The organism is Psychromonas arctica DSM 14288 (genome assembly GCF_000482725.1).
In the GTDB taxonomy this organism is placed as follows: Bacteria; Pseudomonadota; Gammaproteobacteria; order Enterobacterales; family Psychromonadaceae; genus Psychromonas; species Psychromonas arctica.
The window spans coordinates 1-14,510 of sequence record NZ_AXWP01000065.1; the positions used below are offsets into that span (position 1 = coordinate 1).

The 14,510-nt window shown below is 37.8% G+C and carries 13 protein-coding genes; 7 read left to right on the forward strand and 6 right to left on the reverse strand.

All coding sequences use genetic code 11. The features are described 5' to 3' along the window. Positions 1-54: 54 nt before the first annotated feature. Positions 55-480, reverse strand: a complete 426-nt coding sequence (locus H592_RS21950) for a pirin family protein (protein ID WP_084296251.1) — start codon at positions 478-480, stop codon at positions 55-57. Between the two features lie 172 nt (positions 481-652). On the opposite strand from H592_RS21950, the gene H592_RS21955 reads away from it, so the two are divergent. Next, the gene (locus H592_RS21955) at positions 653-1,600 is read left to right on the forward strand and encodes a LysR family transcriptional regulator (protein WP_051369114.1); all 948 of its coding nucleotides are present in this window, start codon (positions 653-655) and stop codon (positions 1,598-1,600) included. Between the two features lie 273 nt (positions 1,601-1,873). Here the strand turns inward: H592_RS21955 and H592_RS0109525 are convergent, their stop codons facing one another. Continuing rightward, entirely contained in the window at positions 1,874-2,164 is a 291-nt protein-coding gene (locus H592_RS0109525) for a putative quinol monooxygenase (RefSeq protein ID WP_028868569.1), read from the reverse strand. Between the two features lie 205 nt (positions 2,165-2,369). Between H592_RS0109525 and H592_RS0109530 the strand changes: the two genes are divergently transcribed. Both H592_RS0109530 and H592_RS0109535 read left to right on the forward strand, forming a co-directional pair. Further along, entirely contained in the window at positions 2,370-3,158 is a 789-nt protein-coding gene (locus tag H592_RS0109530; protein ID WP_245600400.1) for an AzlC family ABC transporter permease, read from the forward strand. After that, the gene (locus tag H592_RS0109535) at positions 3,155-3,472 is read left to right on the forward strand and encodes an AzlD domain-containing protein (RefSeq protein ID WP_028868571.1); all 318 of its coding nucleotides are present in this window, start codon (positions 3,155-3,157) and stop codon (positions 3,470-3,472) included. Before H592_RS0109530 ends, H592_RS0109535 begins: the two co-directional genes overlap by 4 nt. Before the next feature lie 224 nt (positions 3,473-3,696). On the opposite strand, the gene recA is transcribed toward H592_RS0109535, so the two are convergent. Further along, a complete protein-coding gene (gene recA, locus H592_RS0109540) occupies positions 3,697-4,743 on the reverse strand; it encodes a recombinase RecA (RefSeq protein WP_028868572.1) in 1,047 nt (348 codons plus the stop codon). Between the two features lie 79 nt (positions 4,744-4,822). Next, entirely contained in the window at positions 4,823-5,323 is a 501-nt protein-coding gene (locus H592_RS0109545) for a CinA family protein (protein WP_028868573.1), read from the reverse strand. A gap of 43 nt (positions 5,324-5,366) precedes the next feature. On the opposite strand from H592_RS0109545, the gene mutS reads away from it, so the two are divergent. The 4 genes from mutS to H592_RS0109565 all read left to right on the forward strand — a co-directional run bounded on the left by mutS (position 5,367) and on the right by H592_RS0109565 (position 11,658). Beyond that, complete coding sequence (gene mutS, locus H592_RS0109550; RefSeq protein ID WP_028868574.1) at positions 5,367-7,976, forward strand: DNA mismatch repair protein MutS; 2,610 nt, start codon at positions 5,367-5,369, stop codon at positions 7,974-7,976. Positions 7,977-8,326: 350 nt separating this feature from the next. After that, positions 8,327-9,466, forward strand: coding sequence for a Na/Pi symporter (locus tag H592_RS0109555; protein ID WP_028868575.1), 1,140 nt, complete (start codon positions 8,327-8,329; stop codon positions 9,464-9,466). Between the two features lie 227 nt (positions 9,467-9,693). Continuing rightward, positions 9,694-10,398, forward strand: coding sequence for a response regulator transcription factor (locus tag H592_RS0109560; protein ID WP_037071475.1), 705 nt, complete (start codon positions 9,694-9,696; stop codon positions 10,396-10,398). Between the two features lie 6 nt (positions 10,399-10,404). Further along, positions 10,405-11,658, forward strand: a complete 1,254-nt coding sequence (locus tag H592_RS0109565; RefSeq protein ID WP_028868577.1) for a sensor histidine kinase — start codon at positions 10,405-10,407, stop codon at positions 11,656-11,658. A 130-nt stretch (positions 11,659-11,788) separates the two neighbouring features. Here H592_RS0109565 and H592_RS0109570 read toward each other — a convergent pair whose 3' ends face one another. Both H592_RS0109570 and guaD read right to left on the reverse strand, forming a co-directional pair. Continuing rightward, a complete protein-coding gene (locus H592_RS0109570; protein ID WP_028868578.1) occupies positions 11,789-12,367 on the reverse strand; it encodes a nucleoside triphosphate pyrophosphohydrolase family protein in 579 nt (192 codons plus the stop codon). Between the two features lie 205 nt (positions 12,368-12,572). Beyond that, on the reverse strand, positions 12,573-13,949 hold the full coding sequence (gene guaD / locus H592_RS21960) for a guanine deaminase (RefSeq protein WP_084296252.1): 1,377 nt from the start codon (positions 13,947-13,949) through the stop codon (positions 12,573-12,575). Between the last annotated feature and the right edge of the window lie 561 nt (positions 13,950-14,510).

Here is a 14,510-nt window from a genome sequence, read left to right on the forward strand (position 1 = left end):
AGAAAACACCGAACGTTTTCACGTTCAGTGCTCTATATTCCATCTAGATATCCGTTAAGATATAAGCCTAAAATCTCTTAACCGAACGGCATTGTGCTCTTGCTCTGGCATTTCAGAATGTAAAATACCTCTCGCAGCTGTCATCCATTGCACACCACCGGGTTCAATAACGCCTTCATTACCTGCGCTATCTTTATGGCGCATTTTACCATTCAACAGGTATGTCACCGTTTCAAAACCTCGGTGAGGGTGAGTAGGAAAGCCTCCAATATAATCTTCAGCCTGGTCACTTTCAAAACAATCTAATAACAAAAAAGGATCCAACATATCCAACTGTGGAGAGCCAATAATACGCGTTAACTTAACACCATCACCATCGGATGTTGGCACACCAGAAACAATTTTATTGATGCTCCGCTCACGACGATTATCTGAGTTATCAAGTACATCATGCCTATTAGATTCGGTTATCGCATTCATCGTTTCCTCCCCCTGTTGTTGTTAATGAATAAAGCTTATTAATGAATAAAGGTTGTTAATGAATAAAGCTTATTAATGATCAAATATTACCAATGAACAAATCATAACTGTTGAAGTATTGACAATAAACAGCAATAATTTGAATTTATAATTGCCAAATGGAGAACAATAAATGGGACAGATGGAAAACATGGCACTGTTTGTTCGTATCGTAGAAGCGGGAGGCATTGGTAAAGCAGCTGCACAATTAGATATTGCAAAATCTGCCGTGAGTCGGCGTTTAGTGGAACTTGAGCAGCAACTCGATACGCAGTTGTTATCACGTACCACTCGCCAATCTCACCTTACCGATGCAGGGCGAATTTATTATCAGAAAGCGTTAACTATTCTTAATGATGTAGCCGAATTAAATGCACAAACAAGTGGCATTAGTACCAATATTGAAGGCACATTACGCTTAACGGCCCCTTTGTCTTTTGGTTTAACACACCTTGCACCTATTCTTGATGAATTTAGTCAATTACACGATAACCTTTGTATTGATATCGACTTATCTGATCGCCATGTTGACTTAGTGGAAGAAGGCTACGAGCTTGCTATTCGTATTTCAGACTTAAAAGATTCAACGTTAAAAGCAAAACGGCTAACAACGATCCGCCATTGTTTATGTGCAAGCCCTGAATATTTAAAGCAATATGGACAACCTAAAAATCTCGCTCAATTAGGTCAACATCGTTTATTACAATATACACAAAATGGTCACAATAAATTGCACATCAAAGACCCGCAGCATAAACAACATCAACTTGATGTGAGTGCAAGAATGAAAGCTAATAATGGCGATTTTTTAAAAATGTCCGCCATTAATGGGCAGGGGATTGTAGCGTTACCACTCTTTATTGTTCATCAAGCCATCGCTAGCGGGGAATTAGTCGCGATATTAACGGATCACCAATTGCCCAATTTACATGCCTATGCAGTTTATCCACAAACACGTTTTTTATCTCACCGTTGCCGTTTATTAATTGATTTTATCAGTGATAAATTTGCACAGAAACCTCTTTGGCATGACCTTAAATCAAACATTGAAAACAGTGAAAATGGTGAAAATGGTCATTAATAGGATCCGCTATTACCCGTAATCATTCAAAGATGTAAAAACAATGTAACTACTCAGCACTCATTAAAACTGAGTGCTTTTTACCAAAATAAAAACGTAAATGCTCAGGGCTAAGCTATTTATGCTTAGTTCAAGGCGAAAAAGCGCAGTTTAGTGGTTTAAATGAGCATTTTTCAACGAAGAAATAGGCTTAAATAGCGACGGCCTGAGTAGTTACAAAACAATAAACTTAACTGTGAGCAGGTTAATATTAAAGCTATAACGGGTTAAATATCAGTTTAATTCAGTCATTTCACTGACATCAAATGATTCGATAGCTCCTTCAACCACGGCACGGTATTCTGACATATGCGTATTTTCCCTATGTTTTTGCCACGCTTCTCGAGATTGCCAACATTCATAAAAAAGAAAGTGCTCAGGGTTATTATTATTCTGGTGTAAACGATATTCTACACAGCCAGCTTCAACGAGTGTTGGGTCAATTAGTTTAGTCATTTCACTTTTTACAAAGTCACGCAGCCCTTGTTTAACAATAATACTCGCAACGATAGTCAAATTTGTCATTTACAATCCTTTCAATAATTGAGTTTATTAGTCGAATATCTTTGGCAAAGCATAATCCTACAATGTTAAATGCACACCTCATTTATCGCTATCGATACAAAAAAGGGATTATTCATCTTAAAATATTTTAAAAGTAGATTCTTTAACTACTTAGCATTAAATAATTTATTGAAATGAATAAGAAGGTTTTATTAATCATTCTGTTGTGGTCAAATACGGGCCATATTCTATTCGTCTACTCAAGGAGAGTGCTATCAATCATCAACAGCTTAAAAAAGCCGAAATGAAAGCAGGTTGCAAAGCTGCTATTCCATTGATCATAGGCGCAATTCCTTTTGGTATTTTATTTGGTACATTAGCGCCAACCAGTGGCCTTTCTGTTTGGGCAACCATGGCAATGTCACTTATTGTGTTTGCAGGATCCGCTCAATTTATTGTACTGGCATTAATTGCAGTGCAAGCACCGCTAGAGATTATTTTATTAACTACCTTTGTGGTCAATTTACGTCATCTATTATACGCAACCGCATTAGTGCCTCGAGTAAGCCATTTACCATTTGCATTACGCACACTATTAGCCTTTGGTTTAACCGATGAAACCTTTGCTAATATGAGTCAACGTTACCAACCTGGCTCTCCATTAGGCGACGACCATCAATTTGCACACTTCTTTTATCTGGGCTCTATGTTTAGTTTTTATATCACTTGGAGTTCAGCAACGGCAATAGGTTTAGTACTGGGTAATATTATTCCAGATATGACAAGTTGGGGATTAGAGTTTGCGATGTCTGTGACTTTCATTGGTATGGTAATACCCTATTTAAATACTAAAGCCATGTTTAGTGCAATGTTCTGTGCAGCGATAGCTTCCTTATATTTTGCTTACTTACCTAATAAATTAGGGTTAATTATCAGCGCATTAATCGGGGTTGCCGCCGGTTTATCTGTTGTTCATTTTCAGAAGATGTCGATTAATCAAGGAGAGCAAGCATGAATGAGTTTTGGCTAATATTGGGAATGTTTGTGATCACTTTTGGTATTCGCTTTGTGATGTTTGCTTTCGCAGGAAAAATCACTTTCCCTATATGGATGCAACAGTCATTAAAATTTGTTCCTCCTGCCGTCTTAACTGCGATCATCGTACCCGCAGTCGTGATGCCTTTTGGAGAAATGGATTTCAGCTTCAGTAATGTATATTTATTAGCAGCCATCATTAGTGTCATTATCAGCTTAGTGACAAAGAGCTTATTAAAAACCATCTTCTTTGGCATGCTAGTGTTTTTGTTATTAAAATTTTTAATCGCTTAACTTTTAACTTATTAAAATAACTTATTTCTTCGTTGTAAGTTTCGTAAAGGGAATAACCATTTGCCTAAACTTACGCCTTAAACTAAGTTATTTTTTCTGTGTAAAATTTAGAGCTCTAATTCGATATAATTGGTATAACAAAAAACCGATGCTTTGTGGGCATCGGTTTTTATTTTTTGCTAGTTAGCCACAGTTAAACAGTAACTAATAACTCATTAAGCTAGTTACTCAGGTGCTTCTGTTTCAACTTCTTTTGATTCTGCTTTCAAATCAGGTTTTACTAATAATATTTCACGTAACTTAGCATCTAACTCTTTAGCCGCAGCTGGATTTTCATCTAAGAATTTACATGCATTGGTTTTACCTTGACCAATCTTGTTACCATTATATGAATACCAAGATCCTGATTTTTCAACCAGTTCTTGCTTAACACCTAGGTCAATTAACTCACCGTAATTATTAATACCTTGACCATACAAGATTTGGAATTCAGCTTGTTTAAACGGTGGTGATACTTTGTTTTTAACGACTTTAACACGCGTTTCATTACCCGTGATCTCGTCGCCATTTTTAACTGCACCAATACGACGGATATCTAAACGTACTGAAGCGTAGAATTTTAAAGCGTTACCGCCGGTTGTAGTTTCAGGGTTACCAAACATCACACCAATTTTCATACGAATTTGGTTGATAAAGATAACCATGGTATTGGTTTGCTTGATATTACCCGTTAATTTACGTAATGCTTGAGACATTAAACGAGCTTGAAGACCCATGTGCGAATCACCCATGTCTCCTTCAATTTCAGCTTTGGGTGTTAAAGCCGCAACAGAATCGACAATTACAACACCAACCGCACCAGAGCGTACTAACATGTCGCATATTTCTAATGCTTGCTCACCCGTATCTGGTTGTGAGATAAGAAGATCGTCTACATTTACGCCTAATTTTCTTGCATAGCTTGGGTCAAGCGCATGCTCAGCATCGATGAATGCACAAGTCTTGCCTTGTTTTTGTGCTTCAGCAATAACCTGTAATGTCAGCGTCGTTTTACCTGAACTTTCTGGTCCGTAAATCTCAACAACACGTCCATAAGGTAAACCGCCTATGCCAAGCGCAACATCTAAACCTAATGAGCCAGTTGAAACAGATTCGATTTCCATCATTGCTGCGCCATCTCCCAGACGCATGATTGAACCTTTACCAAATTGTTTCTCAATTTGGCCTAATGCTGCCGCTAATGCTTTATCTTTATTCGCGTCCTGACTCATATTCTCTCCAGTGATGTTCTATAATTTACTGTATATTCATGCAGTATACTGCTCATTTATACAGTATCAAGTGTTTTTATTAAAAATGTGTTTCTATATTATCGATTAACCCTAATAAAGCTAAACGAATGGCTTGTGTTCTTACCTCTGAGCGATCCCCAACAAATAAATAGGTTTCAGTTTTGTGACCACTATGTGCGTTATACCAAGCAATGCATACCGTACCAACTGGTTTTTCATCGCTTCCACCATCAGGTCCTGCAATACCACTTATCGCAACCGCAATATCAGCATCAGAATTCTTCACTGCCCCAATTGCCATGGCATTAACGACTTCTTTTGAAACGGCCCCAAACTCATCAATCAGATCCGCATCTACGCCTAGCATTTGTGTCTTGGCGCCATTACTATAAGTCACAAAACTACGATCAAACCACAGCGAACTTCCAGAAATTTCTGTAATAGCGTATGCTACGCCACCACCGGTACAGGATTCAGCAGTGGTCGCAATTAAACCTGCATTAGTGAGTTTTTCTCCTAATACTTGCGCCAATTCTTTAACGGTTTTTTCAGTAAACATAATTTTCCGCCTTTTTTAGAAATAGTTATTAAGTGTATTCATTATGAAGCCAACAGCGCAAGAATTAAAACAACATACTCCGATGATGCAACAGTTTTTAACCTTAAAAAGTGAAGTGCCAGACACCTTACTCTTTTATCGCATGGGTGATTTCTACGAGCTGTTTTTCGATGACGCTCGTAAAGCCTCTCAGTTATTAGGTATTTCCCTCACTCAACGGGGTAAAACCGGTGGCAATGCTATCCCTATGGCCGGCGTTCCTTACCATAGTGTGGAAGGCTATTTAGCAAAACTAATTGCGCTCGGCGAATCAATTGCTATTTGTGAACAAATTGGTGACCCAGCAACCAGTAAAGGGCCTGTTGAACGTAAGATTGTACGTATCATCACCCCAGGTACGATCACCGATGAAGCTTTATTAGATGATAAACAAGATAATTTATTATGTTCAGTTTATCAGCAAGGCGACACCTTTGGTATTGCTTCCTTAGATATTGGTAGTGGCCGCTTTATTGTTAATGAAGTAAATAAAGCGGAATCACTACAAGCAGAAATACAGCGCTTGAATCCAGCAGAACTTCTGTACCCAGATAATTTTGAATGTGTTGATTTAATTGAGCACTTACCTACAATTCGCCGCCGCCCTGAATGGGAGTTTGAATTAGGTACCTGTAAAAATATCTTAACTCAACAACTCGGCACCAAAGACTTAGTGGGTTTTGGGATTGAAAAAGCACATTTTGCTATTTGTGCTGCAGGCGCATTATTACAATACTTGAAAGATACACAACGTACTGTACTGACGCATATCCAATCGATCACTTTAGAGCAAAGTACAGATACTGTTATTTTAGATGCGGCCACACGTCGTAACTTAGAACTGACCTTTAATCTTGCTGGCGGTACTGATAATACGTTAGCACAGATACTAGATACCACAGTAACACCAATGGGCAGCCGTTTGTTAAAACGTTGGATCCATCAGCCTATACGCAATTTAACCGTGCTCAATTATCGTCAAACCATGATTCAAACACTAATGGATTTCGACTTGACCGATGCCCTTTCAATTCCACTTAAACAGATTGGTGATATTGAACGTGTAATTGCTCGCCTTGCATTACGCTCTGCACGTCCGCGTGATTTGACACGTTTACGCTGTGCTTTCTCTTTACTACCGGAGTTACAGCACTTAATCGCGCAATTACCTCAAGACCTAGTGGCTAACCTTAGCGAAGAGATGGGTAACTATCCAGAGTTATTGAACCTATTAGAAACGGCGGTTATTGATAACCCGCCGGTATTGATTCGAGATGGTGGAGTGATCAAGGAAGGTTACAACAGTGAACTAGATCATTGGCGTAACTTATCTAAAGGTGCAACGGACTATTTAGAAGCACTAGAAAAACGTGAGCGAGAAAGCACTGGTATCAGCACCTTAAAAGTCGGCTATAACCGTGTCCATGGCTACTTTATTGAAATAAGCCGAAGCCAATCGGCGCATGTGCCGGAACATTATGTACGCCGACAAACCCTTAAAGGGGCTGAACGATACATTATTGCCGAACTAAAAGAACATGAAGAAAAAGTGTTATCAAGCCAAGGTAAAGCGCTGGCATTAGAAAAACAACTCTATGAGCAACTAATTGACTTACTATTGCCTCACTTAAAAAGTTTACAGTTTACAGCTAAATCTCTAGCGGAGTTAGATGTATTAAATACATTAACTGAACGCGCATTAACATTAAATTATGTTCGCCCTGTTTTGCAGCAACAAAGCGGGATTGAAATAGAAGAAGGCCGTCATCCAGTTGTAGAGCAAGTAAGTAAAACCCCGTTCATCGCCAATCCAGTTAACTTGCATGATAAACGTCGCATGTTAATTATTACGGGGCCAAATATGGGGGGTAAATCCACCTATATGCGTCAAGTAGCTCTGATGGTATTAATGGCACATATCGGCAGTTTCATTCCAGCGCAAAGTGCAACAATTGGCCCTATTGATCGCATTTTCACCCGTATTGGTGCCTCTGATGATCTTGCGAGTGGTCGTTCAACCTTCATGGTGGAAATGACAGAAACAGCTAATATTTTGCATAATGCTACGCCAAACTCATTAGTCTTGATGGATGAAATTGGTCGTGGTACCAGTACCTTTGACGGCCTCTCTTTAGCTTGGGCTTGCGCGGAGCAATTAGCACAAAAAATTCAAGCATATACTTTATTCGCAACGCACTATTTTGAGTTAACACGCTTACCTGAAACCATTCCAGAATTAGTTAATGTGCATCTTGATGCTGTTGAACATGGCGATAGCATTGCCTTTTTGCATGCTTTACAAGAAGGTGCTGCCAATAAAAGTTATGGATTACAAGTTGCCGCATTGGCGGGTGTTCCTAAATCAGTATTGGATAATGCAAAGCAAAAGTTACAACAGTTAGAAGCCTCCTCACTGCAATCGCAAAAGCAATCACAACTTAACTCTCAGCCGTTAATAGAAAGTAATGCAGAGCAAGCTTCGGTACAATGCAGTTTGGACTTTTCACAGCCAGAGCCGCATCAAGCCATCACTTTATTAGCCAGCTTAGACCCGGATGATTTAACCCCAAAACAAGCTTTGGCAATGCTTTATCAGTTAAAAGAACAGCTTTAATTTTTATCGTTATTTTTATTACTTTTTAATAATAGATGCTTAGACACAAATGTTTAACCGTTAGCCATTAAAATAAAGCAGAGTGTTTAATCACACTCTGCTTTTTATTTATTTTTGTCCCTTTTACTTTTCACTTATCAGCTTCCACCAATCATCCAGCCCTTTTTAAAACCCTAATAAAACCTTTATCTATTATAATTTTCAAATCAATAATCATCATTATTTTAAAATTAACTAATTTTTTATGACAACTGAAATATTTCTGTAACAAAACTCTGTTCTAATCGGCACATTAAAAAAATACATAACCTTTGTGCAATAAATAGCTTTCTACTAATAGGCTTAATAAAATGAATAATGAAAATAACAGCAGTACTTTCAAACAACTAATTAATTGGTCTGCCGTGATCTTTTTAGTCTATTGCATGCTAGTTGCAGTGAGCACAGTTAGCAGCGGTTTTAAATTATTTTCAGGAGGAGCTGCAGGGGCTGAAGAGATATTTCAATTTGCAAGTAACCCACTTGTTGCCTTAATCCTAGGTACACTAGCAACGGCGTTAGTTCAGTCATCTTCTACCGTCACAGCAGTAACCGTTGGTTTAGTAGCCGGTGGTTTGCCAATTTCAATTGCAATCCCATTAATCATGGGTGCAAATATAGGTACAACGATCACTAACTCGATTGTTTCAATCGGACACGTGCGAGATAAGGAAGATTTCAAACGTGCTTTTAGCGCTGCAACAGTGCATGACTTTTTTAACTTAATTGCAGTACTTATCTTCTTACCGCTTGAATTAATGTTCGGTTTATTAGAAAAGATGGCTGGTGCGGCATCACATTTATTGGTTGGTAGTGCAGATATGTCCCTTAAAGGTTTCAATTTTATGAAGCCTTTAACAAAACCAGGCGTGAATCTAATTTCAGATATGACGTCTATAATTCCGGGGAAAATGGCTGGTATTGCAATGGTCATTGCCGGAGTTGCGCTTATCTTATTCTCAGTGGCTTTCTTAGGTAAAGTACTGAAAAAGGTATTAGTGGGTAGAGCAAAAGCCATCTTGCATAACGCTTTAGGTAAAGGTCCTATTGCAGGTATCAGTTCAGGCGCATTAATGACAGTGATGGTGCAATCTTCATCAACTACTACTAGCTTAATGATCCCATTAGCAGGCAGCGGCATGTTCACCACTCGTCAAATATATCCTTTCACGTTAGGTGCAAACATTGGTACAACGATCACCGCATTATTAGCAGCAACCGCAATTTCAGGCCCCATGGCAGAAGCAGCATTAACCATTGCTTTAGTACACTTCTTGTTTAATTTTCTTGCTGTTGTTGTTATATACGGTATTCCATTCCTACGTGAGCTACCGTTAAAAGGTGCAGAGAAACTAGCTCAAGTGGGCACAGAGAATAAACTGCTCGCCTTTGGGTACGTTATCGGCACCTTCTTTATCTTACCCGGCTTAATTTTAGTTGGTGTACGTTAATAAGAAGCTTAAGTTTAACAGCTACTTACCCCTAAAAATCTGCATATACTTACAAGCGACTCAATGAGTCGCTTTTTTTGTCTCATCACCTATCAAGCTACACAACTTCACAACTTTACAACTTCATAAAAACTAATTGTTTGGTCTTAACCATCTATTAACCTTACAATTGTTATTGTATTTGCCTCAAGTAAAGTTCTACCGATTACACAAATTAAGGAAAAATCATGGATTCAAATAAGTTACAGTTATTGTTAGTTGAAGATGATATTGACTTGGCAACTGCCGTGATTGACTACTTTGAGCTTGAAAAAATTCACTGTGATCATGCTGCTAATGGCCTGTCGGGGTTTAACTTGATTAAAACGAATAGCTATGATGTGGTTATTTTAGATTTGAATATGCCTAAAATGAATGGCTTAGAAGTGTGTGAAAAACTCAGGGCTCAGGGTATTGATGTGCCTATATTAATGCTCACAGCAAAAGATACATTGGATGATAAATTACAAGGTTTCTCCAAAGGAGCCGATGATTATTTAGTGAAACCTTTTGCGATGGAAGAGTTAATTGTAAGAGTACAAGTATTATCTCGTCGACGTAGCGGGCAAGTTAAAAAGCTCAATGTTTGTGGTTTAGAATTAAATACCAAACAACAAACGGCGTCACGTGACGCTATGCCCTTAAAATTATCCCCTATAAGCTTTAAAATTTTAGAAACATTAATGCTTGCAAGTCCGAACCCGGTGAGCAGAGAAAAATTAGTACAAAGTGTCTGGGGGGAGCATCAACCTGATAGTAATAGCTTAAAAGTACATATGTATAACTTAAGAAAATCGGTGGATGGTAAAGTAAATAACGAGACTGAAAACAGCAACAATAATAAATTAATTCACACCATTGTCGGTTATGGGTTTGTTTTAAAGAATGAGTAATAAGTTATGAAGATCATCCCAAGTTTAAAGCTGTATTTTTTAGTCATGATGCTGATAACAGGTGTTGCTACCATCTCCATCATGTCCGTAGTTAGCTTTAAATATTTTGTTTATGGTATTGATATCGCAATCGGTGATTCGATGCGTTCTATTGCGAATATTGAAAATGTCTCAGAAGGAAACCCCGTCGGCATTAATGATTTTGTTGTGGCTAGTAGATGGCAAGACCTTCCTCCTATTATTCAAGAAAAATTAGATCAAAATAGCTTAGAAGACAATCAATTATTAAAGGCGCTTGATGGTAAACCTCCTTTTTCGCAACCTAAAGCCGCTTACTTTGCGATCAGGTTAGATGTTGATGGTCAAGATCGTTATATTTCATCAATGCTTACGTCAGAGAGTAGGCCTAAATTCGAAGACTCGGGGCCGCCACCTTTTATAAACCTGCTGCTGATTGGGTTAACGGTAATGGCTTTGTTTACCCTAGCCCCTTATTTTATTTTGCGAAAAATCGCGACCCCCGTAGAAAAGTTGATGCTGTGGGCGAAACAATTAAATAAAAAACAATTGTCTCTTCCTGCACCTGATTTTCATTATAGTGAATTGAATAGCTTAGCTAAGATTGTGCAATCGAGTTTACAATCAGTGCAAACCATTTTAAAACGAGAAAAACGCTTTTTAGGTTATGCTAGCCATGAGTTACGCACTCCCATAGCAGTCACTCGCACTAATACTGAGTTACTACGAAAAATGATATCGAAGGGTATTAGTAGTGAAAAACAACTGGTCGTATTAGACCGTATTGAACGCGCGAGTATTACCATGACCGATTTAACCGAAACACTATTGTGGTTAAACCGCCAATCTGATAAATCCATCCCAGTTAAATCAATCTCATTGGGTTTAATGACACAACAATTATTAGAACAACTTACTTATTTATTAAATGGTAAAAATGTAGATGTCACGATTGAAACTGATATCAGTATCCATTCTTTACCTGAAGCACTATGTCAAATTGTGATCACTAATCTCATTAGAAATGCTTTACAGCATACTCAAGAAGGCATTATAACGATCCAACAATCTAAGAGTCGCCTCGTGATCAACAATCAAAATATGAGTGATGATAAGCATGATGAAGAGCTTGGGTTTGGCTTGGGATTAGAGTTAACGGCGAGGTTAGTTCAGCACTATGGTTGGCAATATGAGAATGTTGCAACCGCTAATGGACACCATGTAGAAATTAATTTTGCATGAGCTAAAAAAACCGCAGTTAGTAAGCGACTAACTGCGGTTTCAAACTTATTCAGTAATTTTTTGTTGAGTTACTAATTCACAATGACTTATTAACAGTGATTTAATCAGCAACAACTTAGCTAATAAGGTATTAACCGTTAACTAGGGGAGCCAAATCGGCAGGGCGGTAAAATACCGATTTAAGCACTTTACCTTGGCGAACTAATTTACCTTCTAATTGTACATCTTCAGCACACTTAGCAATGATAAATTCACCTTTAACACTATCTACTAATTTCACGCCTTGCTCAGCATAAAAAGCTTCTGTTTCAACATACTCTTGTTGGTTACGACATACTTTACTCATGTTGCTTGAATGCACTTCATTCCAACACGCCATGAAATCAATATTACGTTGCTTGGCTACATTTAAAAACAGATCCACTAAATAGCTAATAGCGATATTATCTTCAACATTTTTATTGCCAAGGTGAACCACACGCCCCATTAAAACATACACACTATCAACAATCGCATCCGCCTGTTCAACTTTGCATGGCGCTTCTGCCAACTCAGTTAATTCTTCAATAATCAATGAACTATGTAATGCATCTGCTTTTTCATCCAAGGTTTCTGGCGCAGCACAAGGCAGATCGAAGGTTTCTCTAAACTGCGTAATATCGGTATAAAATTTATCGTAAACTGCAGCGGTTAATTGAGTTAGTTTCATGGTATTTCCTGTTACAGACTAAATGAGAGCAATCAGACAAAAGGTGCTAAATTCACAAACAATAAACTAGCACCAACATTATACTTTTTGTCTTAATGACTATCTAAATTGGCATAAAGTGTAAAGTTTAAATTCTTTGCTCACCTATAGATAGGGATAAACAAAAAATAATTAAGTTCCTTTATTATGCCTATTCAAAAACCCCTTATACAGCACTATAAACTAATTTTCCGGCAACATACGTAGCTTCAACATTACGCTCATCACCTAACATCATCAAAGCGAATAACTTATCCTGTAGGTTATTAGAGTTCTTTAATCGTAACTTTTGTAAATCCGTCGCTGCCCAGTTTAATGCCACAAAATCAGCTTCTTTACCTGTAACAAAATTTCCTATTTTGTCATCTAAGCTGAGAGATCTTGCGCTGCCTAATGTTGCCAAATACAGGCCTTTAAAGACCGATAATTTTCTGCCCTGCAGCTGCATGATTTTGTAGGCTTCACTAAGTGACTGCAGCTGAGAAAAGCTGGTGCCTCCTCCTACATCTGTTGCTAAGCCAACGCGAATATTATTTTTATCCGCTTTTTCTAGATCAAATAGTCCACTGCCTAAAAATAAATTTGAAGTCGGACAGAATGCGATCACTGAGTCCGTTTCAGCCATTGCTTGCCACTCGGTTTCAGTAAGGTGGATAGAGTGTGCAAAGATAGACTTATTACCAGTCAGCCCATAATGTTGGTAAACATCAAAGTACCCTGCTCGCTCTGGAAAAAGTGATTTAACCCAATTAATTTCGTCTATATTTTCTGATAAATGCGTTTGCACATAAACATCTGGGTATTCGGCTTTTAACTGTCCTGCAAACTGTAATTGTTCAGGTGTTGAAGTAGGCGCGAAACGAGGAGTGATTGCATATTGTAAACGCCCTTTGTTATGCCACTTTTCAATTAATAGTTTGGATTGTTCATAACTTAATTGTGCATCATCTAAGAGGTATTCAGGGGCATTGCGATCCATCATCACCTTACCAGCTATCAATCGCATATCTATTTTTTGCGCTTCTTCAAACAAAGCATCAACTGATTCAGGGTGCACAGTACCAAATACTAAGGCGCTGGTTGTGCCATTTTTTAGCAGTTCATGAACAAAAAATTCAGATATTTTTTGCGCATACTCTTTATCAGAAAATTGTTTTTCGGTCGGGAAAGTATAGGTTTCTAACCATTCTAATAATTGTGCGCCATAAGCGGCTATCATTTCAGTTTGTGGGTAATGGATATGTGTATCGATAAAACCAGGCATAATTAATTTGCCACGTTGGTCTTCAACCGACTCACATAAGTCTGCGTTTTTTTGTTCGAAAGCTTGAAGTGACTTTATTTTACCATTTTCAATCACCATCAAACCATCTTCAATATATTGGTAAGCTTCTTCTGCATTGTCGAGCTGAGCAGGATCTTCAACAAAATGTAAGAAGCTGGCACGAATCGCGTTAATCGCTGATTTATCAGAAGTTGGTGAAGGAGATGGTGTTTTAGTATTTAGATTAGTATTTGGATTAATATTTAGATTTTTTTGCATAGCAGTTTGCCCATAGTGATATTAGGTAAAATTCAGTTGAATTTAGTTAAATGAAAACTATGATTTTTGACTCGATAATACCGAGCCCTTGTTTCAAGCGTTTATTATTAACAACCGAAAATCACTAAAAGCTTACTTAATATAACCAAAATTTAGCCAAGCTTAAAGTATTAATTTATCTATCCCCAATAATGTGAATGAATAGTAGCGGTCTAAAGATCAATTTTTATCGATCTATTTTGCTTTCTTTAATGACTAAATTAAAAAATGAGACTACTTTCAGCACTCTTAATTGCACATTTTTTACTCATATTGTGGTAGTATGTTGCCTGTCTTAATCGTCCATGGCATAAATAAATGAACTAAATGATCATAAAATTGGACTATTGTCATTACAAATAACAGACCTCGCATTATCGATACCCATATAAAAATGAAGCATCATATTTTGTAACTACTCAGCCCCCATTAAAACTGAGTGCTTTTTACCAAAATAAAAACGTAAATGCTCAGGGCTAAGCTATTTATGCTTAGTTCAAGGCGAAAAAGCGCAGTTTAGTG

What these genes read in the sequence shown, in the direction of transcription:
- mutS (WP_028868574.1), top strand. Translation starts at nt 5,367, where the DNA reads ATGAAGCCAACAGCGCAAGAATTAAAACAACATACTCCGATGATGCAA.
- H592_RS0109570 (WP_028868578.1), bottom strand. Translation starts at nt 12,367, where the DNA reads ATGAAACTAACTCAATTAACCGCTGCAGTTTACGATAAATTTTATACC.
- H592_RS0109555 (WP_028868575.1), top strand. Translation starts at nt 8,327, where the DNA reads ATGAATAATGAAAATAACAGCAGTACTTTCAAACAACTAATTAATTGG.
- H592_RS21955 (WP_051369114.1), top strand. Translation starts at nt 653, where the DNA reads ATGGGACAGATGGAAAACATGGCACTGTTTGTTCGTATCGTAGAAGCG.
- recA (WP_028868572.1), bottom strand. Translation starts at nt 4,743, where the DNA reads ATGAGTCAGGACGCGAATAAAGATAAAGCATTAGCGGCAGCATTAGGC.
- H592_RS0109560 (WP_037071475.1), top strand. Translation starts at nt 9,694, where the DNA reads ATGGATTCAAATAAGTTACAGTTATTGTTAGTTGAAGATGATATTGAC.
- H592_RS21950 (WP_084296251.1), bottom strand. Translation starts at nt 480, where the DNA reads ATGAATGCGATAACCGAATCTAATAGGCATGATGTACTTGATAACTCA.
- H592_RS0109565 (WP_028868577.1), top strand. Translation starts at nt 10,405, where the DNA reads ATGAAGATCATCCCAAGTTTAAAGCTGTATTTTTTAGTCATGATGCTG.
- H592_RS0109545 (WP_028868573.1), bottom strand. Translation starts at nt 5,323, where the DNA reads ATGTTTACTGAAAAAACCGTTAAAGAATTGGCGCAAGTATTAGGAGAA.
- H592_RS0109535 (WP_028868571.1), top strand. Translation starts at nt 3,155, where the DNA reads ATGAATGAGTTTTGGCTAATATTGGGAATGTTTGTGATCACTTTTGGT.
- guaD (WP_084296252.1), bottom strand. Translation starts at nt 13,949, where the DNA reads ATGCAAAAAAATCTAAATATTAATCCAAATACTAATCTAAATACTAAA.
- H592_RS0109525 (WP_028868569.1), bottom strand. Translation starts at nt 2,164, where the DNA reads ATGACAAATTTGACTATCGTTGCGAGTATTATTGTTAAACAAGGGCTG.